This window comes from Lentzea sp. NBC_00516, from assembly GCF_036346835.1.
Lineage (GTDB): Bacteria > Actinomycetota > Actinomycetes > Mycobacteriales > Pseudonocardiaceae > Lentzea > Lentzea sokolovensis.
On the sequence record NZ_CP107840.1, the window covers coordinates 5,151,683 to 5,174,435 of the forward strand.

At 68.6% G+C, this 22,753-nt stretch carries 22 protein-coding genes; 12 read left to right on the forward strand and 10 right to left on the reverse strand.

Translation table 11 applies throughout. From position 1 onward, the window contains the following. Positions 1-37: 37 nt before the first annotated feature. On the forward strand, positions 38-2,311 hold the full coding sequence (locus OG205_RS22525; RefSeq protein WP_330270091.1) for a sensor histidine kinase: 2,274 nt from the start codon (positions 38-40) through the stop codon (positions 2,309-2,311). On the opposite strand, the gene OG205_RS22530 is transcribed toward OG205_RS22525, so the two are convergent. Together OG205_RS22530 and OG205_RS22535 are read right to left on the reverse strand one after the other, a co-directional pair. Then, complete coding sequence (locus tag OG205_RS22530; RefSeq protein ID WP_330270092.1) at positions 2,295-3,302, reverse strand: ketoacyl-ACP synthase III family protein; 1,008 nt, start codon at positions 3,300-3,302, stop codon at positions 2,295-2,297. The genes OG205_RS22525 and OG205_RS22530 overlap by 17 nt on opposite strands. A 5-nt stretch (positions 3,303-3,307) precedes the next feature. Continuing rightward, entirely contained in the window at positions 3,308-3,895 is a 588-nt protein-coding gene (locus OG205_RS22535) for a flavodoxin family protein (RefSeq protein ID WP_319978439.1), read from the reverse strand. A gap of 108 nt (positions 3,896-4,003) precedes the next feature. On the opposite strand from OG205_RS22535, the gene OG205_RS22540 reads away from it, so the two are divergent. Then, positions 4,004-4,609 (forward strand): response regulator transcription factor, encoded by a 606-nt coding sequence (locus OG205_RS22540; RefSeq protein WP_090070935.1) that lies wholly within the window; start codon positions 4,004-4,006, stop codon positions 4,607-4,609. A 31-nt stretch (positions 4,610-4,640) separates the two neighbouring features. Here the strand turns inward: OG205_RS22540 and OG205_RS22545 are convergent, their stop codons facing one another. From OG205_RS22545 to OG205_RS22555, 3 genes are read right to left on the reverse strand one after another with little or no spacing between them, the layout of a single operon-like run. After that, complete coding sequence (locus OG205_RS22545; RefSeq protein ID WP_330270093.1) at positions 4,641-5,858, reverse strand: NAD(P)/FAD-dependent oxidoreductase; 1,218 nt, start codon at positions 5,856-5,858, stop codon at positions 4,641-4,643. 1 nt (position 5,859) lies between these two features. Next, positions 5,860-6,639, reverse strand: coding sequence for an SDR family NAD(P)-dependent oxidoreductase (locus tag OG205_RS22550; RefSeq protein WP_330270094.1), 780 nt, complete (start codon positions 6,637-6,639; stop codon positions 5,860-5,862). Between the two features lie 11 nt (positions 6,640-6,650). Continuing rightward, positions 6,651-6,974, reverse strand: a complete 324-nt coding sequence (locus tag OG205_RS22555; protein ID WP_093600065.1) for a 2Fe-2S iron-sulfur cluster-binding protein — start codon at positions 6,972-6,974, stop codon at positions 6,651-6,653. A gap of 184 nt (positions 6,975-7,158) precedes the next feature. On the opposite strand from OG205_RS22555, the gene OG205_RS22560 reads away from it, so the two are divergent. Further along, positions 7,159-8,577, forward strand: coding sequence for an alpha/beta fold hydrolase (locus tag OG205_RS22560; protein WP_330270095.1), 1,419 nt, complete (start codon positions 7,159-7,161; stop codon positions 8,575-8,577). 51 nt (positions 8,578-8,628) lie between these two features. Here the strand turns inward: OG205_RS22560 and OG205_RS22565 are convergent, their stop codons facing one another. Next, positions 8,629-9,861 carry a cytochrome P450 gene (locus OG205_RS22565; protein ID WP_330270096.1) on the reverse strand — a complete coding sequence of 411 codons (1,233 nt, stop codon included), beginning with the start codon at positions 9,859-9,861 and terminating at the stop codon, positions 8,629-8,631. Between the two features lie 31 nt (positions 9,862-9,892). Beyond that, on the reverse strand, positions 9,893-10,651 hold the full coding sequence (locus OG205_RS22570; protein WP_330270097.1) for an SDR family NAD(P)-dependent oxidoreductase: 759 nt from the start codon (positions 10,649-10,651) through the stop codon (positions 9,893-9,895). 99 nt (positions 10,652-10,750) lie between these two features. On the opposite strand from OG205_RS22570, the gene OG205_RS22575 reads away from it, so the two are divergent. The 3 genes from OG205_RS22575 to OG205_RS22585 all read left to right on the forward strand — a co-directional run bounded on the left by OG205_RS22575 (position 10,751) and on the right by OG205_RS22585 (position 12,505). Further along, a complete protein-coding gene (locus OG205_RS22575) occupies positions 10,751-11,080 on the forward strand; it encodes a hypothetical protein (protein ID WP_319978447.1) in 330 nt (109 codons plus the stop codon). Positions 11,081-11,180: 100 nt separating this feature from the next. Continuing rightward, positions 11,181-11,648: a transposase gene (locus tag OG205_RS22580; protein WP_442916576.1), complete on the forward strand. Its 468-nt coding sequence runs from the start codon at positions 11,181-11,183 to the stop codon at positions 11,646-11,648. Next, positions 11,645-12,505 carry an IS3 family transposase gene (locus OG205_RS22585; RefSeq protein ID WP_330270099.1) on the forward strand — a complete coding sequence of 287 codons (861 nt, stop codon included), beginning with the start codon at positions 11,645-11,647 and terminating at the stop codon, positions 12,503-12,505. Before OG205_RS22580 ends, OG205_RS22585 begins: the two co-directional genes overlap by 4 nt. A gap of 68 nt (positions 12,506-12,573) precedes the next feature. Here OG205_RS22585 and OG205_RS22590 read toward each other — a convergent pair whose 3' ends face one another. Together OG205_RS22590 and OG205_RS22595 are read right to left on the reverse strand one after the other, a co-directional pair. After that, on the reverse strand, positions 12,574-13,581 hold the full coding sequence (locus tag OG205_RS22590) for an NADP-dependent oxidoreductase (protein ID WP_330270100.1): 1,008 nt from the start codon (positions 13,579-13,581) through the stop codon (positions 12,574-12,576). A gap of 9 nt (positions 13,582-13,590) precedes the next feature. Then, positions 13,591-14,805: a cytochrome P450 gene (locus OG205_RS22595; protein ID WP_330270101.1), complete on the reverse strand. Its 1,215-nt coding sequence runs from the start codon at positions 14,803-14,805 to the stop codon at positions 13,591-13,593. Positions 14,806-14,953: 148 nt separating this feature from the next. Between OG205_RS22595 and OG205_RS22600 the strand changes: the two genes are divergently transcribed. From OG205_RS22600 to OG205_RS22620, 5 genes are all read left to right on the forward strand, one after another. Beyond that, positions 14,954-16,078, forward strand: coding sequence for an epoxide hydrolase family protein (locus OG205_RS22600; RefSeq protein ID WP_330270102.1), 1,125 nt, complete (start codon positions 14,954-14,956; stop codon positions 16,076-16,078). Further along, positions 16,075-17,484, forward strand: a complete 1,410-nt coding sequence (locus tag OG205_RS22605; RefSeq protein ID WP_330270103.1) for an MFS transporter — start codon at positions 16,075-16,077, stop codon at positions 17,482-17,484. The genes OG205_RS22600 and OG205_RS22605 overlap by 4 nt, the downstream gene beginning before the upstream one ends. Positions 17,485-17,572: 88 nt before the next feature. Further along, complete coding sequence (locus tag OG205_RS22610) at positions 17,573-18,757, forward strand: NAD(P)/FAD-dependent oxidoreductase (RefSeq protein WP_330270104.1); 1,185 nt, start codon at positions 17,573-17,575, stop codon at positions 18,755-18,757. A gap of 95 nt (positions 18,758-18,852) precedes the next feature. Further along, a complete protein-coding gene (locus tag OG205_RS22615) occupies positions 18,853-19,080 on the forward strand; it encodes an acyl carrier protein (protein ID WP_330270105.1) in 228 nt (75 codons plus the stop codon). 22 nt (positions 19,081-19,102) lie between these two features. Continuing rightward, positions 19,103-20,149 (forward strand): ketoacyl-ACP synthase III family protein, encoded by a 1,047-nt coding sequence (locus tag OG205_RS22620; protein WP_330270106.1) that lies wholly within the window; start codon positions 19,103-19,105, stop codon positions 20,147-20,149. Between the two features lie 62 nt (positions 20,150-20,211). Here OG205_RS22620 and OG205_RS22625 read toward each other — a convergent pair whose 3' ends face one another. Further along, positions 20,212-21,732, reverse strand: a complete 1,521-nt coding sequence (locus OG205_RS22625; RefSeq protein ID WP_330270107.1) for an amino acid adenylation domain-containing protein — start codon at positions 21,730-21,732, stop codon at positions 20,212-20,214. 143 nt (positions 21,733-21,875) lie between these two features. Between OG205_RS22625 and OG205_RS22630 the strand changes: the two genes are divergently transcribed. Beyond that, positions 21,876-22,682, forward strand: coding sequence for a methyltransferase domain-containing protein (locus OG205_RS22630; RefSeq protein ID WP_330270108.1), 807 nt, complete (start codon positions 21,876-21,878; stop codon positions 22,680-22,682). Positions 22,683-22,753: the final 71 nt, after the last annotated feature.

Below are 22,753 nucleotides of genomic sequence, written 5' to 3' on the forward strand. Positions count from 1 at the left end.
GTTGCCGCGGCCCGGCCCTCGCGTGGAAGCTGCCACTGTGACGCAACGACAGGAACGCTCGTCGGTGTCCCGTCGTTTGGCGTACTTCGTCATCAGCGTGGTGTTCGCCGACTACCTGCTCGACAGCTTCCTCGACGTGGTGACGGTCAGCGCGACGCCCGCCAGGATCGTGGGCTCGCTCGCCTGCCTGCTCGCGATCGGGTACCTGCAACTGCGGGTGTTCAGCAGGCCGGGCGCGGACCTGCGTTCCGGGAAGGCGTACCTGGCGCTGGGCGCGATGGCGGCGCTGGTGTACGGCCCGCTGCTGTTCTTCCCGGTCGAGTGGACCGGGATGCACGGTTTCCTCGCCGGCAGCGCGCTGCTGGTGCTGCCAGGCCGGATCCGCTGGCTCGTGTACGGCGCGGTGGCGCTGAGCAACGGGCTGATCCAGGCGTGGAGCGTCGAGGACACCTCCACCCAGGTCTACTACGTCATCTCGTCGCTGGTCGCGGGACTGGTCGTGTACGGCCTGTCCCGGCTGCCGTCGCAGGTGAAGCAGCTTGAGACCGTGCGCTCCGAACTCGCCTCGCCGGCGGTGTCGCAGGAGAGGCTGCGGTTCGCCCGTGACCTGCACGACCTGCTCGGGTTCAGCCTGTCGGCCATCACGCTCAAGGTGGAGCTGGCGCGCAAGCTGCTCGGTGCCCACACCGAGCGCGCGATGCGGGAGCTGGCCGAGATCCTCGGGATCGCTCGGCAAGCCCTGACGGACGTTCGTGCGGTGGCGTCGAGCTACCGCGAACTGTCACTGGACGACGAGATCGACTCGGCGCGGTCCGTGCTGACGGCGGCCGGGGTCGCGACGACCATCGAGACGGACCACCAGGAACTCTCACCGCGGTCCCGGACCGTGCTCGCGACGGTGCTGCGCGAGGGCGTCACGAACCTGTTGCGGCACAGCGAGGCCACCCGCTGCACCATCACCATCTCTGGCAGCGGCCCCGCGGCGTCGCTCGACATCGTCAACGACGGTGCTCCCGCCGAGTCCGGTGCCGATCAGGGCAGCGGCCTCACCAACCTCACCACGCGCGCCACGGCCATCAGCGGTTCTCTGCTCGCCCAGACCTCCCCGGACGGCACCTACCGGCTGCACGCGGAGGTACCGGTCGAGCCGGCGTCGGAGGAACCTGCCGACAGCCGCGCACGGCCTGCGGGCCGGCCGATGGCCACCCGGTTCGCTCAGGTGCTGTTCACCACGGTGGTGATCGGTTACGGCCTGATGTCGCTGTCGCAGGTGGCCTTCGACTTCCCCCGAATCGGACTGTCGGGGATGTCGATCGCGGTGCTCGCCACGGCGATCGAACTCGCGCTGGTGCTGACCCTCGTCGGCCGCCCTCAGGTCAGGCTCGACCTGATGAGCAGCCTCGCCGTGCTCGCCGCCATGGCCGGCTGCGTGTACGTGCCGGTGTGGATGTACGGCAACGCGCTGATCAGCGTGCCCGGCTTCCTCGCGGGGTCCGCGGCCCTGCTCCTGCCCCGCCCGTACGGCTGGTCGGGGTTCATCGCGATCGCCGCTGGTCAGTACTTCGTCTGGACCGCGACCGGCTTCTCCGCCTCCTGGGTCGCCTACGGCCTCATAGCCGTGACGAACCACGGACTCGTGCTGTACGCGTTGACCCGGCTGCGGTCGATGGTGACCGAACTGCACGAGGCACGGGAAGAACTCGCGACGTCGGCGGTGGCCCAGGAACGGCTGCGGTTCGCCCGCGACCTGCACGACCTGCTCGGCTACAGCCTCTCCGCGATCACGTTGAAGAGCGAGCTCACCCACCGGCTGGCCGCCGTCGATCCGGACCGGGCCCGCCAGGAGCTCACCGAGGTGCTGGAGATCTCCCGGCAAGCCCTCGCCGACGTCCGGTCAGTGGCGCTGAGCTACCGCGAACTGTCGTTCGACGAGGAATCCCGGTCGGCGCAGGCTTTGCTGTCCGCCGCCGACATCGAGGTCACCGTGCGGATCGATTCCTGCGACCACCTGCCAGGCGAAGTGAGGGTGACCCTCGCGACCGTGCTGCGCGAGGGCGTCACGAACCTCCTGCGGCACAGCAAGGCCGAACACTGCGAGATCGTGCTCGCCTGCTCACCGCACCTCGTCACCATGGACGTCGTCAACGACGGAATCCCTGCCACCGAACGGAGAACGGGCGACGGCAGCGGGATCGGCAACCTCACCACCCGCGTCCGCGCGCTCGGCGGTGACCTGCGGGCCGGCCCCACGTCCGGGCAGACCTACCGGCTGCGCGCCGAGATCCCGTTGCCGCTCAGAGCATCTCGATGACCGCGCAACCCCAGCTGTAGCCGGCGCCCACGCCGAACATCACGATCCGCTGGCCCGACGTCGCCTTGCCCGTCTGCACCAGATGGTCGAAGCTCGCGAACTGGTCGCCGGCGCCGAGGTGCCCGACCGTGCGGCTCCACTCCCACGTGGTGCGCTCCGGCTCGATGTCGTACGGGCGCAGGTAGTTCACGTCCAGCCGGCGGCGGCCGAAGTGCGGCAGGATGATCCAGTCCGCGTCACCGATCTTCATGTCGGCGTCGGACAGCGCCTGCTCCACGGCGAGCGCCTGGCCCGCGTTGGCCTTGTTGATGCCGTAGGAGAGCCCGAACTCGCGGCTGAACGTGTGCTTGGCCTCCTCGAAGTCCACCGGGATGCGGTGCGAGAACGGCGCGAGGCCGAACGGCACGTCGCCGCGGTGCAACGGTTCGAGATCCGAGTCAGCGTTGATAGCCAATGAAAGCAGCTTCGCGTAGCCGCCCCGAGTGGACAGCACGAGAGCCGACGCACCGTCGCCGTAGGGCGTTCCGGGGTCTGTCTTCCAGCGGTCGATTCCCGGCAGGCAGAAGCGATCTGAGGACGTCAGGAGGGCATCCCTGCCGGGACGGGCGATCAGGTAGGACACCGCGAGGTCCATCGCGGCCAGACCGCCGTTGGACATCTGCCGGATCTCCAGCGCCAGACAGGAGTTCCTGACCGTCTCGCGCTGGATGTAGGAACCGACCGGCCACAGGTCCTGGCCCTGGTGGTAGGTGGTGGCGTGCAGGATCAGGTCGATGTCGTCGGGCTGCGATCCCGCCCGTGCCAACGCGACCCGTGCCGCCTCGACCGCCATCTCGGCCGCCGACTCGTGCGGGGACACGGACACGGACTCGACGTCCGTGCGCGAGACGAGCTTCGGCTCGCACTCCCCCGACGCGATCGCGTCCGCGACGTTCAGCGTCGAGGGCAGGCGCACGCCGCTGCCGTTGACGAAGACATCCTTGACTCGCATCGCGGTCAGACCTCCTTCAGAGCACGTGCGACGCGCACGACGCGTTCCGCCTGGATCTGGGCCGCCTGCAACGCGATCTCGTCGACCGGCAGGTTGTCCGCGCCCAGGACGTGAGAGGTTCCGTAGGGATTCAGGTTCCCTCCCGGCGGCACGATGATCCCGCCGAAGTGGCAGACCATGTTGTAGATCGACACGAGCGTGGTCTCCATGCCTCCGTGCAGGCTGCCGCCGGAGGTGAACGCGCTGTACACCTTGTCGGCCAGCAGGCCGCTGAACCAGGCCGGCCCCAGCGTGTCGATGAACTGCTTGAGCTGCGCGGACACGTTGCCGAAGCGGGTCGGCGTGCCGAAGACGACGGCGTCGGCCCACAGCACGTCGTCGACCGACGCGACGGGCACGTCCGCGGTCTCCTCCAGGTGCGCCGCCCAGGCGGGCCTGGACCGCCACGCGGCCTCGGGCGCCAGCTCCGCAGCCCGTACCAGCCGCACCTCGGCGCCGTGCTTCTCGGCCGTCTCGGAGATCTCCGAGGCGATCCGGTGAATCGTTCCCGTCGAGGAGTAGTACACGACTGTCACGTTGACGCTGCGTTCCATGACGCATCCCTTCGCGAGGCAGCTCGGTTCACCCTTGCCGGGCCGCCTTGATGTGGCGTGGAGCGCGACATGAACGTTGGGAGATATGGTGTCGCGCGGAGGGGCGCGATGATCAGGGTTCTGCTCGCGGAGGACATGCACATGGTGCGCGGTGCTCTCATCGCGCTGCTCAACCTCGAACCGGACATCGAGGTCGTGGCCGAGGTGAGCTCCGGCGACAAGATCGTGCCGGCCGCGCGCCAGCACGGTCCCGACGTCTGTGTGATCGACATCGACCTGCCGATCCTCGACGGGCTGAGTGCCGCGTCGACGATCCGCGAGACGATGCCGCAGGTCAGGACGTTGATGCTGACGTCGCTGGGCCGTCCGGGGACGTTGCGCAGGGCGTTGGCGGCCCGTGTGGACGGTTTTCTGCTCAAGGACGCGCCGCCGACGGAGCTCGCCGACGCGATCCGCCGCGTCGCCGCCGGGGAACGCGTCGTGGACAGCCAGCTGGCCCTGGCCGCGTGGGACCGCGGCGAGTGCCCGCTGACCGACCGCGAGCTGGAGGTCCTCCGGCTGGCCGCGAACGGGGCCGACGCGCCTGACATCGCTGTCGCGCTGTCCCTTTCGGTCGGCACGGTCCGCAACTACATGACGACGATCATGACCAAGCTCAACGGGCGCAACCGGGTGGACGCCATCCGCATCGCCGAGGAAGCCGGCTGGCTGTAGCCCGGCTTCCTCCTCCGCGGACGGCATCTCCTCAGGCCGCCTTCTGCTGGCTTGCGCGCAGGTCGAAGCCGGGCCTGGCGACGATCTCCGGGGTGAGCGAGTTGCCGCCCTCCAGGATCCGGCGCCCCATCAGGAAGTCGATCGGCCTGTTGTAGGCCTCGATTCCAATCAACTTGTCATTCTTGAAGCAGAACACCGAGAACCTGCCCTCGGCCGGGTCGCCGACGGTGACCGTGCGGTCGTGGCCGTTGGTGAGGCCCGCGGTCTGCAGCTTCACGTCGTACTGGTCGCTCCAGAACCACGGCAGGGCGGTGTAGGGCTCCGCGCTGCCCATGATGGCCGCCGCGACCGTGGTGCCCTGGTCGGTGGCGTTCTGCACCGACTCCAGGCGGATCAGGCCGCCGGCGTGCGTGCTGGCGAACCGCGCGCAGTCGCCGAGCGCGTGGATGTGCGGGTCGACGGTGCGCAGGTGGGAGTCGACGAGAATGCCGTTGTCGACCGCGAGCCCCGCGCGCTGGGCGACCTCGGTGTTCGGGATGACGCCGATGCCCGCGACCACGAGGTCCGCGACGAGCACCGTGCCGTCCGTGAGCTCGACCAGGCCTTCCTTGACCGCGGCGACGCCCGTTCCGGTGAGGATCTGGACGCCTTCGCTGCGGTGGCGGTTGACGAGGTGCTGGGCCGTCTCCGCGGACACCGCCCGTTGCATCACCTGGCCCTGCGCCTCGACGACGGTCACCTCGTGGCGCAGTTTCCTGACCACGGCGGCGAATTCGAGGCCGATGAACCCTCCGCCGATGACGACGACGTCGAGCCCGATCTGGCCTTCGAGCCGCTGCCTGATCGCGTCCGCGTCGGCGACCGTGCGCAGGTTCAGCACGTGCTCGGCGCCGGGGATGGGCAACGGCCGTGGCCGCGCGCCCGTCGCGAACACCAGGTGGTCGTAACTGATCGTGCGGGCACATCCCAGCACCGCGACCCGCGCCTGGCGGTCGACCCCGATCACCCGCTCGCCTCGGACGAGCTTGATGCCGTGGTCGTCGTAGTACGAGTCCTGTCTCAGGACCAGCCCGGCGAGGTCGGTCTCCCCCGCCAGGTAGGCCTTCGTGAGCGGGGGCCGCTGGTACGGCGCGGCCTGCTCGTCACCGATGAGCGTGATGGGGCCGCGGTGTCCCTGCTCGCGCAGGGACACCGCGACCTGGCAGCCCGCCTGCCCGGCCCCGACGACGACTACCGACTCGCCGCGCATGTCAGTAGTTGCCCAGCCCGCCGCAGACGTTGAGCGCCTGTGCGGTGATCGAGGACGCGGTGTCCGTGGTCAGATACGTCACGAGACCGGCGACCTCTTCCGGCGTGCTGTACCGACCCAGCGGGATCTTGGCGTTGAACTTCTCGAGGACCTCTTCCTCGGAGACACCCCAGTGGTTCGCGTAACCCTGGCGAACCCTGCTGGCCATCGGCGTCTCGACGTAGCCGGGGCACACCGCGTTGACGGTGATGCCGGACTTCGCGAGCTCGATGCCGACGGCCTTGCTGAACCCGACGACGCCGTGCTTGGACGCCGAGTACGGCGCGGCGAACACGACGCCCTGCTTGCCTCCTGTGGAGGCGATGTTGATGATCCGGCCCCAGGACTGCTCGACCATCTTGCCGGTCGACAGCACCTCCTTGGTGAACCGGAAGACACCGTTGAGGTTGGTGTTGATGACGTCGAGCCAGAGGTCCTCGTCCAGCTCGGCGGTGATGCCGCCGCCACCGCGACCCGCGTTGTTCACGAGGATCTCGATGGGACCGAAGACCTCGACGGCCTTCTGCACCGCGGCGCGGATCTCCTCTGTGGACGTCACGTCGGAGGCGGCGCCGTCGGCCTCGATGCCTTCTTCACGCAGCTGCTTCACCGTGGTCTGGACGTTCTCGGCGTTGCGGGCCACGACGAAGACCGCGTGCCCCTCCCTGCCGAGACTGCGGGCGACCTCGAGACCGATTCCGCTGGTGGCGCCCGTGACCAGGGCGACCCGTCGCTTGCTCATGCTTCTCTCCCTCAGAGTTGCTTCTCAGGCATGTGCACGACGAGCCCGTCCTGCTCCTCGGTCACGGGGATCTGGCAGCTCAGCCGGCTGTTCTCCTTGCGCTCGCAGGCGGTGAAGTAGAGAAGCTCGTCCTCCACCTGGTGCATCTGCGACAGCGGCTTGGTGTTCTCCGGGTCGACGTACACGTGGCACGTACCGCACGAGGCCCCACCACCGCACTGGGCGACGATTCCCTTGATGCCGTTGAGAACCGCGCCGCGCATCACGGAGTCGTTCTGGGCAACGTCGACAACGGTCTCGATGCCGTCGTGCGAAACGTAAGTGATCTTTGGCATGGCAGTTCTCCCACGGATCTGCGGCTCGCCGGACGTGCTTCACCTTGCCCAGCAGCGCTGTGCACGTGGTGGAGACCACCTTGAGCGTTCATGGGCGCCAGAACGCGCGTGCTGCTCCGGCGGCATTCGAGGCCGTCTTGCGACTCTGCGGTGTCGGCGTACACCCACCCGCGGAGGTTCCACCGTGCCCCTCAAGGAGTTCTACGACCAGCAGGTGAACTGGTCACCGCCGTTCGAGGACGGCCTTGAACGCGCGACCGTCGTCGTGCCACGCGACTATTCCGACCCGGACGGTCCCAAGCTCACCATCGCCGTCGCTCGTCTCAAGGCCACGGACAGGACACAGCGCCGCGGCGTGCTGCTGGCCGTCAACGGCGGGCCCGGTGGCGACGGCGGCGACGGCCTCGGGTTGATCAAGCGGCTCGGCAAGCGGGTGCGGACCGCCTACGACCTGATCGGGTTCGACCCGCGCGGGTACGGCGAGTCCACCAAGCTCTACGCCGAGGTGACGATTCCCAAGGCGCCCTTCGACTCCCGGCCGCCGGACTCGCTCTTCGAGCAGCTGGCCGAGGACATGCGGCTGCGCGAGCTGGGATGTGAGAAGGGCGGCGGCGAGCTGCGCCCGCACATCACGACCCGCAACACCGCCCGTGACATGGACCTGATCCGGGTCGTGCTGGGCGAGGAGAAGATCTCGTTCGTCGGGTACGCGTACGGCACGTACGTCGGCGCCGTCTACGGCACGATGTTCCCGGAGAACCTCGACCGCACGGTCCTCGACTCGTGCATCAATCCACAGTGGACCTGGCGCCAGCAGTTCGTCACGCAGGCGGAGGCGGTCTACCGCAACGTCGCGCTGTGGGCGGACTGGACCGCCGAGCGCGACGGGCACTTCCACCTCGGCGACACGCGGGAAGCCGTCATCGCCGAGATCGAGGCCGTCGTCGCGAAGCTGGAAGAGGGCGACCAGATCCAGCTCCGCACGCTGTTCGACGGCGCGGTGGGCACGAGGTCCACGGACCGCGGGCAGTGGGACTCGCTGGGCTACCTCATCGGCGACCTGCGCACCACGTTGCAGGACAGCAACTTCGAGAAGGCGCGGGCGTTGATCGTCGGGCAGGCCACCTGGCGGCCGCAGGACTCCGAGGGCGACCTGCGGGTCGGCGTGCTGGAGGCCATCACGCTGGAGACCTACTGGCCGCAGGACCTGGAGGTCTACTACGCCGACGTCCGCAAACACCGCGCCCAGCACCCGTACGGCTACGGCGTGCTGCGCGCCCAGCCGTGGGTCGGCGCGTTCCGGACGTTCGAAAGCCTGGAGCCGCCGACGAAGCTCGCCCAGCCGGGCTACCCCAAGGGTCTCGTGGTGCAGGCCGACGGCGACCCGATGGACCGCGTCGAGGGCGGCATCGAGCTGGCCGCGCTGCTGGACCACCCGCTCGTCCTCGTCGAGGACTCCGGCGACCACGAGGTCTACGGGCTGGCGGGCAACGAGGTTCTCGACTCGCTGGTCGACGACTACCTCGTCGGCGGGGTGCTGCCGGCGAGCAAGCACACCAGGGTTCCCGGGCACGTGCAGCGCCCGAACATCCCGAAGGACTGACGGCACAACGCAAAGGGGCCCCGCACCGAAGTGCGGGGCCCCTTTCGCGTCTCAGTCCTCCGCGGGAATGTCCCAGGTGACCGGCAGCTCCCAGAGGCCGTAGATCACGGCGCCCTCCTTGCGGGGGATCTCCAGGAACGGCTTGGCCAGCCGCAGCGACGGGATGCGCTGGAACAGCGTCGCCCACACGAGCTGCATCTCCAGGCGCGCGAGGTCGGCACCGATGCAGTGGTGCAGACCGTGCCCGAACCCGAGGTGCTTGCGCGTGCCGCGCTCCAGGATCAGCTTCTCCGGCTCCGGGAAGATCTCCGGGTCGCGGTTGCCGTTGAGGCCCAGGCACAGGATGCCGTCGCCGGCCTTGATGGTCTTGCCGCCGATCTCGATGTCCTCCAGCGCGACGCGCGGGATGGCGGTGTCACCGATGGTCGCGAGGCGCACGAGCTCCTCGACGGCCGGCTCGATCATGCCCTCCGGGTCGTCCAGCAGCAGCTTGAGCTGGTCCGGGTTCTCCAGCAGGGCGGCGGTGCCGAGCGACAGCATCGAGGCGGTGGTCTCGTGGCCGCCGTTCATCAGCAGGCGGATCATGTTGAACAGGTCGCGGCGCGTGTACTCCTCGCCGGACGCGGCGTACTCGGCCATCGCGCGGCTGAGCAGGTCCTCGCCGGGCTCCTGCTCCTTCTGCGTGATCAGCTTGTCGACGTAGGCGTTCACCTCGACGATCGCGGCCTGACGCTGTTCGGGCGTCGAGTGCCCGCCGAGCAGACAGGTGCCGTGCTCGATGAAGAAGTCGTGCTCGTCCTGCGGAATGCCGAGCAGCTCGCAGATGACCGTCATCGGCACGGCGAGCGAGAACTCGCGGTGGAAGTCGATCGGCGGCGTCATCGTCAGGATCTTGTCGATGTACTCGTCGACGATCTCCTGGATGCGCGGGCGCAGCCGCTTCACCTGGCGGTTGGTGAACGTCACGGCCGCCTTGCGCCGGGTCTTGGTGTGCTCCGGGTTGTCGTAGCCGATGAACGACGTCTCGGTGCGGAACTCCGGCGGCGCGATGAAGTAGAACGGGAAGTTGTCGTGCTTGCGCGAGGCGCTGATCCGCGGGTCCGTCAGGAGCTGCTTGATGGTGTGGTAGCCGCTGATCGTCCAGATCCGCAGCCCGGAACCGGTCAGCGTCACCTCGACGACGTCTTCCTCGGCCATCTCGGTGTACTGCGCGGGTGGGGTGAACGGGCATGTGCGCTTGTACGGGAACGTCTCCACACCTGGCTCGGTGGCGCTGCTGGTCATCTGGGTCTTCCTCCTAGTCGGAAAAGTTGGCTCACGCCAGGTCAGCGCCGCCATCGAGCGTGATGACCTGCCCGGTCACCCAGGAGCTCGCGGGCTCGGCGAAACGGGTGATCCACGGAACGACGTCGTCGACCTCGCCGGTGCGCCCCAGAGGCGTCTGCGAGGCCTGGAAGCCGAAGTAGCCCTCGACCTCCTCGGGGCTCAAACCGTTGGCCGAGTAGACCTCCGTGCGCACCGCGGCGGGCGCGACCGCGTTGACGCGGATGCCCTGCGGGGCCAGTTCGAGGGCCCAGCTGCGGACCAGGCTGTCCACGGCGGCCTTGCTGGCGCCGTACACGCCACCACCCGGCACCGCGATGTGCCCGGCGTTGCTGGAGACGAACACGATGCTGCCGCCGGGAGAAGTCAGCTGCGGCAACAGCTTGGCGGTCAGCACCAGCGGGCCGACCAGGTTGGTGTCCAGCACGTCCCGGGCGGTGCCCAGGTCGAAACCGGCGACCGGCGTGAACCGGAAGATGCCGGCGTTGTGCACGAGCACGTCCACCCTGCCGCCGCCCAGTTTCACGGCGTCGGCGACCTTCTGCGCGCCTTCGTCGGTCGTCACGTCCGCGACGACCGCGGTGATAGCGGGATGCAGGGCGACGACCTCGGTGAGCCGGTTCTCCCGGCGGCCGGTGATGATCACGTTCGCGGCGCCGAGGTCGGCGAACGCCAGCGCCGCCGCGCGGCCGATGCCGGTTCCCCCACCCGTCACGACGACCTGCTGTCCGGCAAATGGTGCGTCCGACATGACGCCTCCAGCTTCTTTCCACTCGGTAGGGCAGTCGACGTCAACCCTGCTCGGTGACCCTTGAGTCCAGGTCTAGCTGGGGCGGAAACCCTGGGGAGCATGGGAACTCTTGCGGTGGGCAGGTGGCGCGCCCGAGTCGGCAGACCCGGCGGCCACACGGAGAGCGAGTTCGAGTTCGCGCGCGACGGCACAGCGATGCTGGTCGTGGGCGGAAAGGGAGCCGGGACGTGGACCCAGACGGGGCCTGACACGTTCAGCTACCGGATCAACGAGGAGTTGACCGAGGCACCAGGGACGATCGAGATCGCCCAGGACGCCGTGCTGCGCGGCGACGAGTTCGTCAGCAACGGCAACGCGGTGGTGCGCCTGGCGAACGGCACCACGGCAAGGGAAGCCGCGATCCAGATCACGGCACAACGCCTCGGATGAACCTCGAAGGGGGCGCCAGAACTGAACCGCTCCCCGGTAGTTGGACTGGGAATCCAGTTCCGACTCTCCGGGGAGCGGTTTGTTGCATCCGCGTAGTTCGTTGAGTGAGTGGCAGCGGGAGTCTGCTGTCGCGTTGTTCGAAGCCGGGCATGGCGAGAAGGCTGTCGCGACCCGGCTGGGTGTGTCGCGGTCGGCGGTGCGACGCTTGCGTGATCGTTGGAGGCTGCGAAGCGCGGGAGCGTTGGTGTCCATGCCGGGTAAGCGGTCGTTCACGTTCGAGTTCAAACTCGGGATAGTGCGCCGGTTCGTCGCGGGTGAGGCGACCGCGATCGAGTTGGCCCGCGAGCATGATCTGGCCTCGCCCAAGCAGGTCGAGACCTGGGTCAGGTTGTATCGGCGTGACGGTGAGGACGGGTTGCGGCCCAAGTCGAAAGGCCGGCCTGCCAAGCCTGTCGACCCGTCCGGGCTCAGCGAGCTGGACCGCCTGAGGCAGGAGAATCTGGAGCTGTCCGCGAAGGTGGCGTTCCTGGAAAAACTGCGGGCCTTGAAGGAGCAGGGGCGAGAGTGAAGACCCAGGTCATCGCCACCCTCAAGGCCGACTATCCGCTGCCGGTGCTGCTGGCGGCCGCCGGGCTTGCCCGCTCGACGTTCTTCTATCACCAGGCCAGACTCACCCGACCCGACCCGCAGGCCGAGCTCAAGACCGCGATCACCGAGGCGTTCGAGTCCGCCCACGGCCGCTACGGGCATCGGCGGGTTCACATCGTGCTGGCACGGCAGGGCCGGCGGGTGACCAAGAAGACCGTGCTGAAGCTGATGAACGTCCTCGGCCTTGTCTGCAAGGTGCGGCGGCCGCGGCGGTACCGGTCCTGGCTGGGACACACCGGCACGGTCGCGGACAACGTGCTCGGCCGCGAGTTCAGCGCGTCCGCTCCGGACACGAAATGGGTCACTGACGTGACCGAGTTCCGGATCGGCGTGGACAAGCTCTATCTATCCCCGGTGATCGACCTGTTCGACCGGTCTGTGATCGCCTACACCTACGGCCCATCACCGACACTGGAACTCACGAACTCCGCGCTGCGCAAGGCGATCGCGACCCTGCCCACCGAGGCCGGCGCCCGGCCGCTGATGCACTCCGATCAGGGTTTCCAGTATCAGCACGCCTCCTGGCGCACCCTGCTGACCGACGCGGGCTTGACTCAGTCGATGTCGAGACGGGGCAACTGCCTCGACAACTCCCTAGCCGAGAACTTCTTCGGTCACCTCAAGGAAGAACTGTTCCACCACAACAAGTTCGACACCATCGCAGAGTTCACCGCGGCACTGCACGACTACATCGGCTGGTACAACACCACCCGCATCTCGACCACGCTCAAGGGCCTGAGCCCGGTCCAATACCGAGCCCAGGCCCTCGCGGCCTAACCTTCAGTTAGCCAGTCCAACTTCTGGGGACCAGTTCAAACAGGCGCCCCCTTCTCACCGTGCGCGTGTCAGGAGATCTTGACCGTCACGTTGCCGGTGTACTTGCCCGCCAACAGCGACAGCAACGCCTGCGGCACGGTCTTGATCCCGCCCTCGTCGACGATGGTGTGCGGGAAGACGAACCTGCCCTCCTGCAACCACTGTCCGAAGTGGACGACCCAGTCCTGGATCTGCTCCGGCAGGTGGTAGCAGGCGAACGGCCGGATCTCCAGGTGCTTCGTGATCGCCGTCATCAGGTCGATCCGCGGGTGCTCGGCCGTGCCGTCGTTCTGGTTGGCGAGAGCGCCGCACAACGCGAACCGCGCGTGCGGGCGGGCCGCCTGGATCGCGGCCTCGAACTGCTCGCCACCCACGTTGTCGAAGAACACGCTGATGCCGTCGGGAGCGAGTTCGCGCAGCCGGTCGGCCACGGGGCCGTCCTTGTAGTTGAACGCGGCGTCGAACCCGAGCTCGTTCACCAGCCAGTCGACCTTCTCCTGGCTGCCGGCCGAGCCGATCACCTTGGCACCACGGGCCTTCGCGATCTGCCCGGCCAGCGAACCGACACCGCCGGCGGCACCGGTGACGAACACGACGTCGCCCTCACCGGCCTGCGCGATGGTCGCCATGCCGTAGTACGCCGTCGGTCCCTGCGACAGGAAGTAGACGGGGCTGGGCACGTAGTGCGGGTTCTGCTTGATGAACTGCTGCGCCGGCCCCGACCAGTACTCCTGCCACGGCCCGAACGACTGCACCAGGTCCCCGACCGCCAGATCGGGGCTGTTCGACTTGACCACGGTGCCCACACCACCGGCACCGGCGGGCTCGCCGACCTTCCACGGCGGCACACCGGGGATCTGGCAGTCGGACCTCATGAACTCCTTGAAGGCGGCGGCCACCGACACGTAGTCGACGCGGACCAGCACCTCACCGTCACCGGGTTCGGGGACGGCCACCTCGACGACGTCGAAGTGCTCGAGGGTCAGGTCGTCCACGACGTGCCTGGCCAGCCTGACCTCGCACTGCTTGTCGGGCATGGCTTTCTCCTATCCCCAGATCACCGGCAGGGTGCTCAGCGTGTGGTTGATCTCGCCGTGGTGCCACGACAGCTCGTTCTCCGGCTTCGCCAGCCGCAGGTCGGGGAAGCGTCGCAGCAGGCCCTCGAGCGCGATCGCCATCTCCATCCGCCCCAGCTGCTTGCCGAGGCAGTAGTGCATGCCGTGCCCGAACGAGATGTGCGGGTTGTGCTCGCGGGTGATGTCGAGCTTGTCGGGGTCGGCGAACACCGCCCCGTCGCGGTTGGCCGAGGTGAGCGAGAAGATCACCGGGTCGCCCGCCGGGATCCGCACGCCGCCGATCTCCACGTCCTCCGCGGCGATGCGCGGGAAACCGGTCGTGTCGGTGGCGAAGAGGTTGACGTGCCGCAGAAGTTCCTCGACGGCGGTGGGGATGAGCTCCGGCTGGGCGGCCAGCCTGTCCCAGTCGTCGCGGTGGTGTTCGAGCAGGGCCAGCAGCGAGTTGGCCAGCTGGTTCGCGGTCGTGTCGAATCCGGCGCCGATGAGGGTGAAGCCGAACGTCACCAGCTCCCGTTCGCTGAGCCGGTCGTCGTTGTCCCTGGCCGCGATCAGGTCGGACAGCATGTCGTTGCCCGGGTTCGCCCGCTTGTCCGCGATGAGGCCGACGATGTAGTCGTTCAGCCTGCCCAGCGCGGCCAGCGACTCCTCGCCGCCCGCCCGGTCGTCGACCGTGGCGAACGCGCGGGCGTCCTGCTCGAAGGCCCGCAGGTCCTCGCTCGGCACGCCGAGCATCTCACCGATGACCGTCAGGGGCAGCGGCACGCAGAACTGCTCGACGAGGTCGACCACCGGCCCCTTCTCCTGGATGGCGTCCAGCAGCTCGTCGCACACCCGCTGCACGTTGGGCCGCATCGCCTCGACGCGCCGCACCGTGAACGCCCCGGCGACCAGCTTGCGCAGCCGCGAGTGCTCGGAACTGTCCAGCGAGATGATCATCTCGGGGGTGGTGGTCATCGATCCGCCGATGCGCGGCGCACCCTCCACACAGGTCAGCGCCCGGCTCAGCCGCTGGTCGGCCAGCGCGGCCCGCACGTCCTCGTACCGGGACACCACCCAGGCATCCACACCGCCCGCCGTCGGCACCTTCGCCACCGGGCACTCGGCGCGCATCGTGGCGTAGGCGGGAGCCGGTCCGTGATAGGACGAGCCGGCGAACGGGAACTCTTCCAGCTCATGGGCAGACAAGGTGGCACCTCCGGAATTGCGGGACGGCTCGCGACGAGTCGGACGTCGGGCTCCGACAGTGCACGCCCCACCTCGAAAGCGGCTCGATCCGGAAGATCGCCGCAGCACGTCGACCCGGAATCGAGCACGGAAACCTAGCCTCGCCACCATGAACGCTGAACTCGTGCCGTTCCGGGTCGCTGTCGCCGACTCCGAACTGGCGGACCTGCGCACCCGGCTGGCGGCGACCAGGTGGCCGGACGCGGAGACGGTCGACGACTGGTCGCAGGGCATGCCGCTGGCGTATGCCCAGGAGCTGAGCGAGTACTGGGCAGACGGTTACGACTGGCGCGCGACCGAGGCGCGGCTGAACGCCATCCCGCAGTTCAAGACATCGATCGACGGCGTCGGCATCCACTTCCTGCACGCCCGCTCACCACACCCGCAGGCCCGTCCGTTGTTGATCACGCACGGCTGGCCGGGTTCGGTCGCGGAGTTCCTCGACATCATCGAACCGCTGACCAATCCACCGGACCCCGCCGACGCGTTCCACGTCGTCGCACCTTCGTTGCCCGGCTATGGTTTCAGCGACAAGCCGACCGACACCGGCTGGACGCTGGAACGCATCGCCGCGATGTTGGTGACGCTCATGGAACGCATCGGCTACGACCGGTTCTTCGCGCACGGCAACGACTGGGGCTCGTTCATCACGGGCATCCTCGGCCACATCGCACCGGACCACGTCGAGGCGATCCACCTCGTCATGCCGTTCGCCTCCGCTCCGGAGGCCGAGGTGCAACTGTCCCAAGAGGACTACAAAGGGCTCTCGAACCTCAAGGAGTTCGCGGCCAAGGAATCCGCCTACGCGGCGGTGATGAACACGAAGCCGCAGTCGCTGGCGTACGGACTGACCGACTCCCCCATCGGCCAGCTGGGCTGGGCCGGCGAGAAGTACTGGTCGTGGAGCGACCACGACGGTGACGCGGAGAAGATCATCCCGCGCGACCGGATCCTCGACATGGTGTCGGTGTGCTGGTTCACCGCGACGGCCGCCTCGTCGGGCCGGTTGTACTGGGAGAGCTACAACAAGTCGCCGCTGACTCAGGTCGGCGTGCCGACCGGGTTCTCGGTGTTCCCCGCGGACGCGCGGATGCCGAGGCCGTGGGCCGAGCACCGGTTCACCGACCTGCGGTACTGGAAGGAGATGCCGTCGGGCGGTCACTTCCCGGCGCTGGAGAACCCGGCCGTGCTCGTCGAGGAGCTGCGGACGTTCTTCCGCCTGGTGCGCTCATGACGGCCACGATCAGCAAGCCGGCCAGCAGACTCGGCCTCGTGCTGGCCGTCTGCTGCCTGGCGCAGTTCATGAACGTGCTGGACGCCTCGGTCATGAACGTCGCACTCCCCTCGATCTTCGACGAGCTGAAGTTCGAACGGCACCACCTGCAGTGGGTCAACAGCGCGTACACGATCGCGGTGTGCGGCTTCCTGCTGCTGGGCGGCCGGCTCGCCGACCTCTTCGGGCAGCGCCGGGTGTTCTTCCTCGGCGCCGCCCTGTTCACCGTCGCCAGCGCGGTCGGTGGCATGGCGACCTCGCCCGGCACGCTGATCGCGGCCCGCGGGTTCCAGGGCCTGGGCGCGGCCGTGATGGCACCGGCGTCGCTGACGGTCCTCGGCACCACGTTCACCGATCCCACCGCCCGTGCCAAGGCGTTCGGCTGGTGGAGCGCGGTCTCCGGTTCGGCAGGCGCGGTCGGCGTGCTGCTCGGCGGCATCGTCACCGAGTCGCTCGGCTGGCGCTGGGTGTTGCTGATCAACGTGCCGCTGGGCATCACGCTGATGGCCATGATCCGCGGGGCGGTGCCGGAGACGCCGAGCAACGGCGGCCGCAAGGGCCTCGACGTACCGGGCGCGACCTCCGTGACGATCGGCCTGATGGCGCTGGTCTACGGCATCGCGCAGTCGCACGAGTACGGCTGGGGTTCCTGGCAGGTCAGCGGTTCACTGGTGCTCGCGGTGGTGCTGTTCGCGTTCTTCCTGCGGCAGCAGATGGTGTCCGACCACCCGTTGATGCCGCTCGGCATCTTCCGCAACCGGGCGGTGACGGCGGCCAACATCGTGGCGTTCTTCGCGATCGCGGCCCTGTTCAGCACCTTCTACTTCCTGACTCTGGTGATGCAGCAGGTGATGGGCTTCGGCCCGCTCGCCACCGGCCTCGGCTACCTGCCGCTGTCGATCGGCATCGCGGTCGGCGGCTTCGGTGTGGCCAGGATCGTGCCGAAGATCGGCCCGCGGCCGGTGCTGATCGCCGGCCTGCTCACCGCGTGCCTGGGGTTGCTCTGGGTGTCCACAGCGGACGAGACGTCGACGTTCCTGGGCTCGGTTCTCGTCCCGACCACGTTACTGGGACTGGGAATGGGCGCCGTCCTCAACGCCACCACGAACGCCGCGACGTCCGGTGTGCCGCGCGAACAGACGGGGCTGGCGTCCGGTCTGCTCAACACGATCCGCCAGATGGGTAGTGCGATCGGCCTGGTCGTGCTCGCGACGATGTCGTCGGCCCGCGCGGATTCCTTGCTGGCTCAGGGTGAACCGTTGCAGCACTCGCTCGGCTCCGGCTACGGGCTCGCCCTGTTCGGCGCCGGCGTCTTCACGTTCTGCGGAGCTCTGGCCGCACTGGCCGTTCCGAAGAACAGGTCCTGAAAAGCCCTGGCCGTGCGGAGTCGAGCCGATGCCGAGAGGCCGCTGTCACGCTGGCCGATGAGAACTCGACTGTCACAGGGGGTCGACCATGTATGACGTCATCGTGGTGGGCGCGAGGGTCGCGGGAGCCGCCACCGCACTGCTGTTCGCCAAGGCCGGGTACCAGGTCCTGCTGGTCGACCGGGCGCGGTTCCCGAGCGACAAGCTGTCCACGCTGTACATCCACCAGCCCGGCGTGGACCGGCTCGCCCGCTGGGGCGTGCTGGACACCGTCGTGGCCACCGGCTGCCCGGCGCTGGACCGCGCGGTCTACCAGGTCGCGGACGTCCGGCTGGACGGGTGCTCGCTGCCGGCGGGAGACCAGCGCGCGGCCTACGCCCCGCGGCGCCACCTGCTCGACAAGATCCTGATCGACGCCGCGGTCGCCGCGGGCGTGGAGTTCCGGGAAGGGGTTTCGGTAGCCGGGCCGGTGCTCGACGGGAATCGGGCCGTCGGAGTCGAGTTCCGTGCCGAGCGCAACGGACGGACCACGGAGCGCGCGCATCTCGTTGTCGGAGCGGACGGTATGCGGTCGACCATGGCCAAACGCCTTGGCGCGCCCCAAGTCGTCCAGGACCCGCTGGGAACCTGCGCGTACTACAGCTACTGGACCGGCCTGCCCGCGGACTTCGAGCTCTACGAGCGGCCGGGCAACTGGATCGGCGTGGTGCCCACCAACGACGCGACGCTCATCGCCTCGTACTCGCCGCAGGCCGAATTCGACGTCGTGCGCGCCGATCCGCAGGCGCACTACCTGGAGAGCATCCGCACCACGGCACCCGCCCTGTACGAACGGGCGATGGCGGGTGAGCAGGTCGACCGCATGCACGGCAGCGGTGACCAGCAGAACTTCTTCCGCCAGGCGTCCGGTCCTGGCTGGGCCCTGATCGGCGACGCGGCGCACCACAAGGACTCCATCACCGCGCGCGGCATCAACGACGCCTTCTGGCAGGCCGAACTGCTCACCACGGCGGTGGGTGACGTGCTGCACGACCCGACGGCGCTGGACAAGCGGCTGACGGCGTATGCCGACGACCTGGTGGACGGGCTGTTCGAGTGCTACCGCAACACAGTGGTGGTCGCGCAACTCGCGGTCACCGACCACAAGCTCGCCATGCTGCGTGCGGTGGCGCAGTCGCCCACGCTCACCGATCGGTACTTCGCCACCGCGTCAGGCGTTCTGTCCGTCGAGGACTTCGACGACGACGAGCTCAACGAGGCCCTGTCCGCGTGAACAGTTCCGTCTCCGCACGAGCTGTGTTCAACCCGCGCGCGGGAAGCTGGTGCTGCACCAACCAAACCGCGTCAACACCTACTGGGGAGAGATCGGTGACCGTGAGAGAAGAGCAACTGACGACGTTGTTCGCTGAGGTGCTGGGGCTGCAGGAGATAGCGCCCGACGACAGCTTCTTCGATCTGGGCGGTCACTCGCTGCTGGCGTCCAAGCTGGTCCGCCGCATCCACGCCCAGTTCGGCGTCAAGATCACATTACGCCGTTTCTACGAGGCGCCGACCGTCTCCGCCGTAGTGCGGGAGCTGGACCAGTTGAGCGCCTGAGCGACTCGAGGGGAAGATCGCAATGCGTTGGGACAACCTGTACATAGCCGGCGTCGGCACCTACTTGCCGGACCAGGTGGAAACCGTCGACGAGGCGATCGCCGCCGGACGGTACACCGAGCAGAAGAAGGCCATGAACGACTACCGCGCGGCCCGCGTGGCCGCGCCCGGTGAGACAGGGCCGGTGATGGCCGCGATCGCGGGCCGGGAGGCGGTGGCGCGGTCCGGGCTCTCCCACGACGAGTTCGCGATCCTGGTGCACAGCTACGTCGGCCACCAGGGCCTCGACCTGTGGACGCCGGCCAGCTTCGTGCAGCAGCAGACCATCGGCGGCAGCGCGCCGGCGTTCGAGGTCAGGCAGGGCTGCAACGCGTTCCTGGGAGGCATGGAACTCGCCGCCTCCTACCTGCACGCCCAGCCGGACACGCACGCCGCGCTGGTCACCGGCGGCGACGCGTTCCAGCTGCCCTTCATCGACCGGTGGAACTCACACGAGCAGAACGTCGACAGTGACGGCGGCGGCGCGGTCGTGTTGTCCACCCGGTCCGGCTTCGCCCGCATCCGCTCGATGTTCTCCTACGGCGACCCCTCGCTGGAGCCGCTCGGCCGCTGCCGGGCCGAGTTCAGCACGGCGCCGTTCCCCGACGGCAAGACCCTGCAGCTCGACCGCAGCATGCAGGACTACATGCACAACAAGGACATCGACCTCGACGAGATCGTCGAGCGGATCTCCGGCGGCGTGCAGTACTCGGTGAAGCGGGCGTTGCACGAGGCCGAGATCGAGCTCGGCGACGTCCGGTTCTTCCTGCACCAGCAGCTCGCCGAGACCATCGCGGTGCACGGCCTGTACAACCTGCTGGGCGTCGATCGCGCCAAGACCACCTACGACTGGGGCAAGGACATCGGCATGGTCGGCACGGTGGACGTGATCCTCGGACTCGACCACGTGCTCGCCGAGCGCCAGCCGAAGCCCGGCGACTTCGTCCTCGTGCAGTGCGCGGGTGGCGGGTACGTGTGGACCGCCGCGGTGATCGAGATTCTCGAGACGCCGCACTGGGCTCGATCCTGAGTCCGTCCTGACAGGACACAAAAGGGTGGGCTTCCCGGTCGGGAAGCCCACCCTTTGCGCGTTCAGACGTACAAGGACCGAGACGACCAGTCCGGGTCGGGCAGCGCCCTGCGGTCGACCTTGCCGTTGACGGTGATCGGCAGTTCGGCCACGGAGACGAACCCGGCGGGCACCATGTGCTCCGGCAGGTGGGCACGCAGGTGGGCGCGCAGTGCCCGCCGGTCGAAGTCGTCCTCCTCGCTCACGACCCACGCCACCAGCCGCCGGTCCCCGTCGTGATGGTCCCGGATCCCCACGGCCGCGGCCCGCACCTGGGCGTGCTCGGTCAGCACGTTCTCGATCTCGCCCGGCTCGATCCGGTACCCGCGCAGCTTGAACTGGTCGTCCATCCGGCCGAGGAACTCGACCACCCCGTCCGGCCGGCGGACCACCCGGTCCCCGCTGCGGTAGAACCGGCCGGTCAGCCCGTCGAAGGTGCGCTCGACGAACACCTGCTCGGTGAGCTCGGGGCGCCGCCAGTAGCCACGGGACACCCCGGCACCACCGATCAACAGCTCGCCCTGCGTGCCAGGGGGCACCGGATCCCCCGCGACGTCGACCACCCTGACCTCGACGTTCTGCAGCGGCCTGCCGACCGGCACCGTGCCGCTCAGCTCCTCGTCGGGCGCGATGCGGTGGCACAGCGCGAAAGTGGTGGTCTCGGTGGGTCCGTAACCGTTGACGATCCGCAGGCCGGGAACGGCGTCGCGCAGCCGCCGCACGTGCGGCACGGACAGGACGTCACCGCCGGCCAGTGCGGTACGCAGTCCGCGGAACGCCTCGACGTCCACGTCGATCTGGCGGTGGAAGAGCGCCGCCGTCAGCCACATCACGCTGATGCCGTTGTCGCGCACCAGGTCGCTCAGCTCCTCGGCGTGCACCACGCCGGGTGGCGCCAGCGCCAGCCGCGCCCCGTTCAGCAGCGCGCCCCAGATCTCGAACGTCGCGGCGTCGAAGGCGACCGGAGCCAGCTGCAGGATCCGGTCGTCGGCGCGGATGTCCACGAAGTTCGGCTCGCTCACCAGGTTCGTGATGTTGCGGTGCTCCACCATCACGGCCTTGGGCTTGCCGGTGGATCCTGAGGTGTACATCAGGTACGCGAGGTCGTCCGGTGCGACCGGCGTGACGAACGGCGCCGTGGCCCCGTCCGGACGGGGCGGCACCTCCAGCGTCACGACGCCGGCGAAGACATCGGCGTTGTCCGATGTGGACAGAACGCAGTCCGCAGCCGAGTCCGTCAGCATCACCTCCGTCCGCGCGCCCGGACCACCCGGATCGATCGGTACGTAGGCCGCCCCGGTCTTGAGCACGCCGAGCAGCGCCACCACCAGCTCCAGTGAGCGTTCCAGGCAGACGACCACCCGGCCACCCTGCCGCACACCGGCTTGCGCCAGCCGCCACGCCAGCGCGTCCGACCAGCTGTCGAGCTCCGCGTAGGTCACCGTGTCCTGCCCGGCCGACACCGCGACCGCTCCTGGCGTCCTGGCAACCTGGTCGCGGAACGCCTCCGTCACCGATGTCGTTGTCACCGCCGTAGTCGTCATCCCAGCCTCCTCATCCGGTCAAGGATCGAGTACCGGGCTCGATGTCAGGTCGAGGCAGCCGTCCAGGACGGTTCCAGGCACCTCCTAGTCCCTGGCGGGACCATCACCGTGGATGAGAAGTGTCTTCACGAAGGAGGGGGCCGTTGAGCACCTCGTCAGAACAGCCAGCCGAACTCGGCCATTTTTCCGATGTGGACTCGAGCGCGGGCGCGTCCCAGCTCGTGGCGTTCATCGAGCACGCTGAGAGCATGGCTCCGATTCCTGCCCTGCGTGAGCGGTCCTACGACCTGCTCGACGTGCGGCCCGGTCACCGGGTCGTCGACGTGGGCTGCGGGGCGGGAATCTCGGTCGCGGAGCTCGCCAAGCGCGGTGCCGAGGTGACCGGGGTCGATCCCAGCGAGGGCATGATCAACGTTGCCCGGCAACGCTTTCCCGACTGCGACTACGGGGTTGCCGGCGCGGAGCAGCTGCCACTGGCCGATGCCACCGCGGATGGCTACCGGGCCGAGCGGGTGTACCAGCACCTCGCCGACTCGCAGGTGGCGATCACAGAAGCCCGCAGAGTGCTCAAGACGGGCGGGCGGATCGTGCTCATCGACATCGACGCCGACGGCTGGTGTGTCGACTCCGACGACAAGGAGCTGACGCGGACGCTGCTGCAGGCGTTCGCGGACACGATCAGCAACCCGTGGAGCGGACGGAAGTTGCGCGGTCTGTTGCTGGACAACGGTTTCACCGACGTCCAGGCGGAGGCGTTCACCTGCTTCTACACCAAGTACGCCGACTGCGTGCATGTGCTGGAGAGCATCGCCAAGGCGGGGGTGACCGCCGGCTCGGTGAGCCAGGAACAGGCCGACGGCTGGCTGGCCGAGCAGCGCGAGCGCTCCGAGCGCGACCGCACGTTCGTGCACGGCCCGCTGCTGGTGGCCGCCGGCGTCAAGACCGCGTAGCCCGGAACGCGGAACGAAGTGGCCATCCGCCTCGTCGCGGGTGGCCACTTCGGCGTTGGCCCACCGCCGGC

What these genes read in the sequence shown, in the direction of transcription:
- OG205_RS22590 (WP_330270100.1), bottom strand. Translation starts at nt 13,581, where the DNA reads ATGCCCGACAAGCAGTGCGAGGTCAGGCTGGCCAGGCACGTCGTGGAC.
- OG205_RS22540 (WP_090070935.1), top strand. Translation starts at nt 4,004, where the DNA reads ATGATCAGGGTTCTGCTCGCGGAGGACATGCACATGGTGCGCGGTGCT.
- OG205_RS22605 (WP_330270103.1), top strand. Translation starts at nt 16,075, where the DNA reads ATGACGGCCACGATCAGCAAGCCGGCCAGCAGACTCGGCCTCGTGCTG.
- OG205_RS22565 (WP_330270096.1), bottom strand. Translation starts at nt 9,861, where the DNA reads ATGACCAGCAGCGCCACCGAGCCAGGTGTGGAGACGTTCCCGTACAAG.
- OG205_RS22600 (WP_330270102.1), top strand. Translation starts at nt 14,954, where the DNA reads ATGAACGCTGAACTCGTGCCGTTCCGGGTCGCTGTCGCCGACTCCGAA.
- OG205_RS22570 (WP_330270097.1), bottom strand. Translation starts at nt 10,651, where the DNA reads ATGTCGGACGCACCATTTGCCGGACAGCAGGTCGTCGTGACGGGTGGG.
- OG205_RS22610 (WP_330270104.1), top strand. Translation starts at nt 17,573, where the DNA reads ATGTATGACGTCATCGTGGTGGGCGCGAGGGTCGCGGGAGCCGCCACC.
- OG205_RS22555 (WP_093600065.1), bottom strand. Translation starts at nt 6,974, where the DNA reads ATGCCAAAGATCACTTACGTTTCGCACGACGGCATCGAGACCGTTGTC.
- OG205_RS22550 (WP_330270094.1), bottom strand. Translation starts at nt 6,639, where the DNA reads ATGAGCAAGCGACGGGTCGCCCTGGTCACGGGCGCCACCAGCGGAATC.
- OG205_RS22625 (WP_330270107.1), bottom strand. Translation starts at nt 21,732, where the DNA reads ATGACGACTACGGCGGTGACAACGACATCGGTGACGGAGGCGTTCCGC.
- OG205_RS22530 (WP_330270092.1), bottom strand. Translation starts at nt 3,302, where the DNA reads ATGCGAGTCAAGGATGTCTTCGTCAACGGCAGCGGCGTGCGCCTGCCC.
- OG205_RS22535 (WP_319978439.1), bottom strand. Translation starts at nt 3,895, where the DNA reads ATGGAACGCAGCGTCAACGTGACAGTCGTGTACTACTCCTCGACGGGA.
- OG205_RS22620 (WP_330270106.1), top strand. Translation starts at nt 19,103, where the DNA reads ATGCGTTGGGACAACCTGTACATAGCCGGCGTCGGCACCTACTTGCCG.
- OG205_RS22575 (WP_319978447.1), top strand. Translation starts at nt 10,751, where the DNA reads ATGGGAACTCTTGCGGTGGGCAGGTGGCGCGCCCGAGTCGGCAGACCC.
- OG205_RS22545 (WP_330270093.1), bottom strand. Translation starts at nt 5,858, where the DNA reads ATGCGCGGCGAGTCGGTAGTCGTCGTCGGGGCCGGGCAGGCGGGCTGC.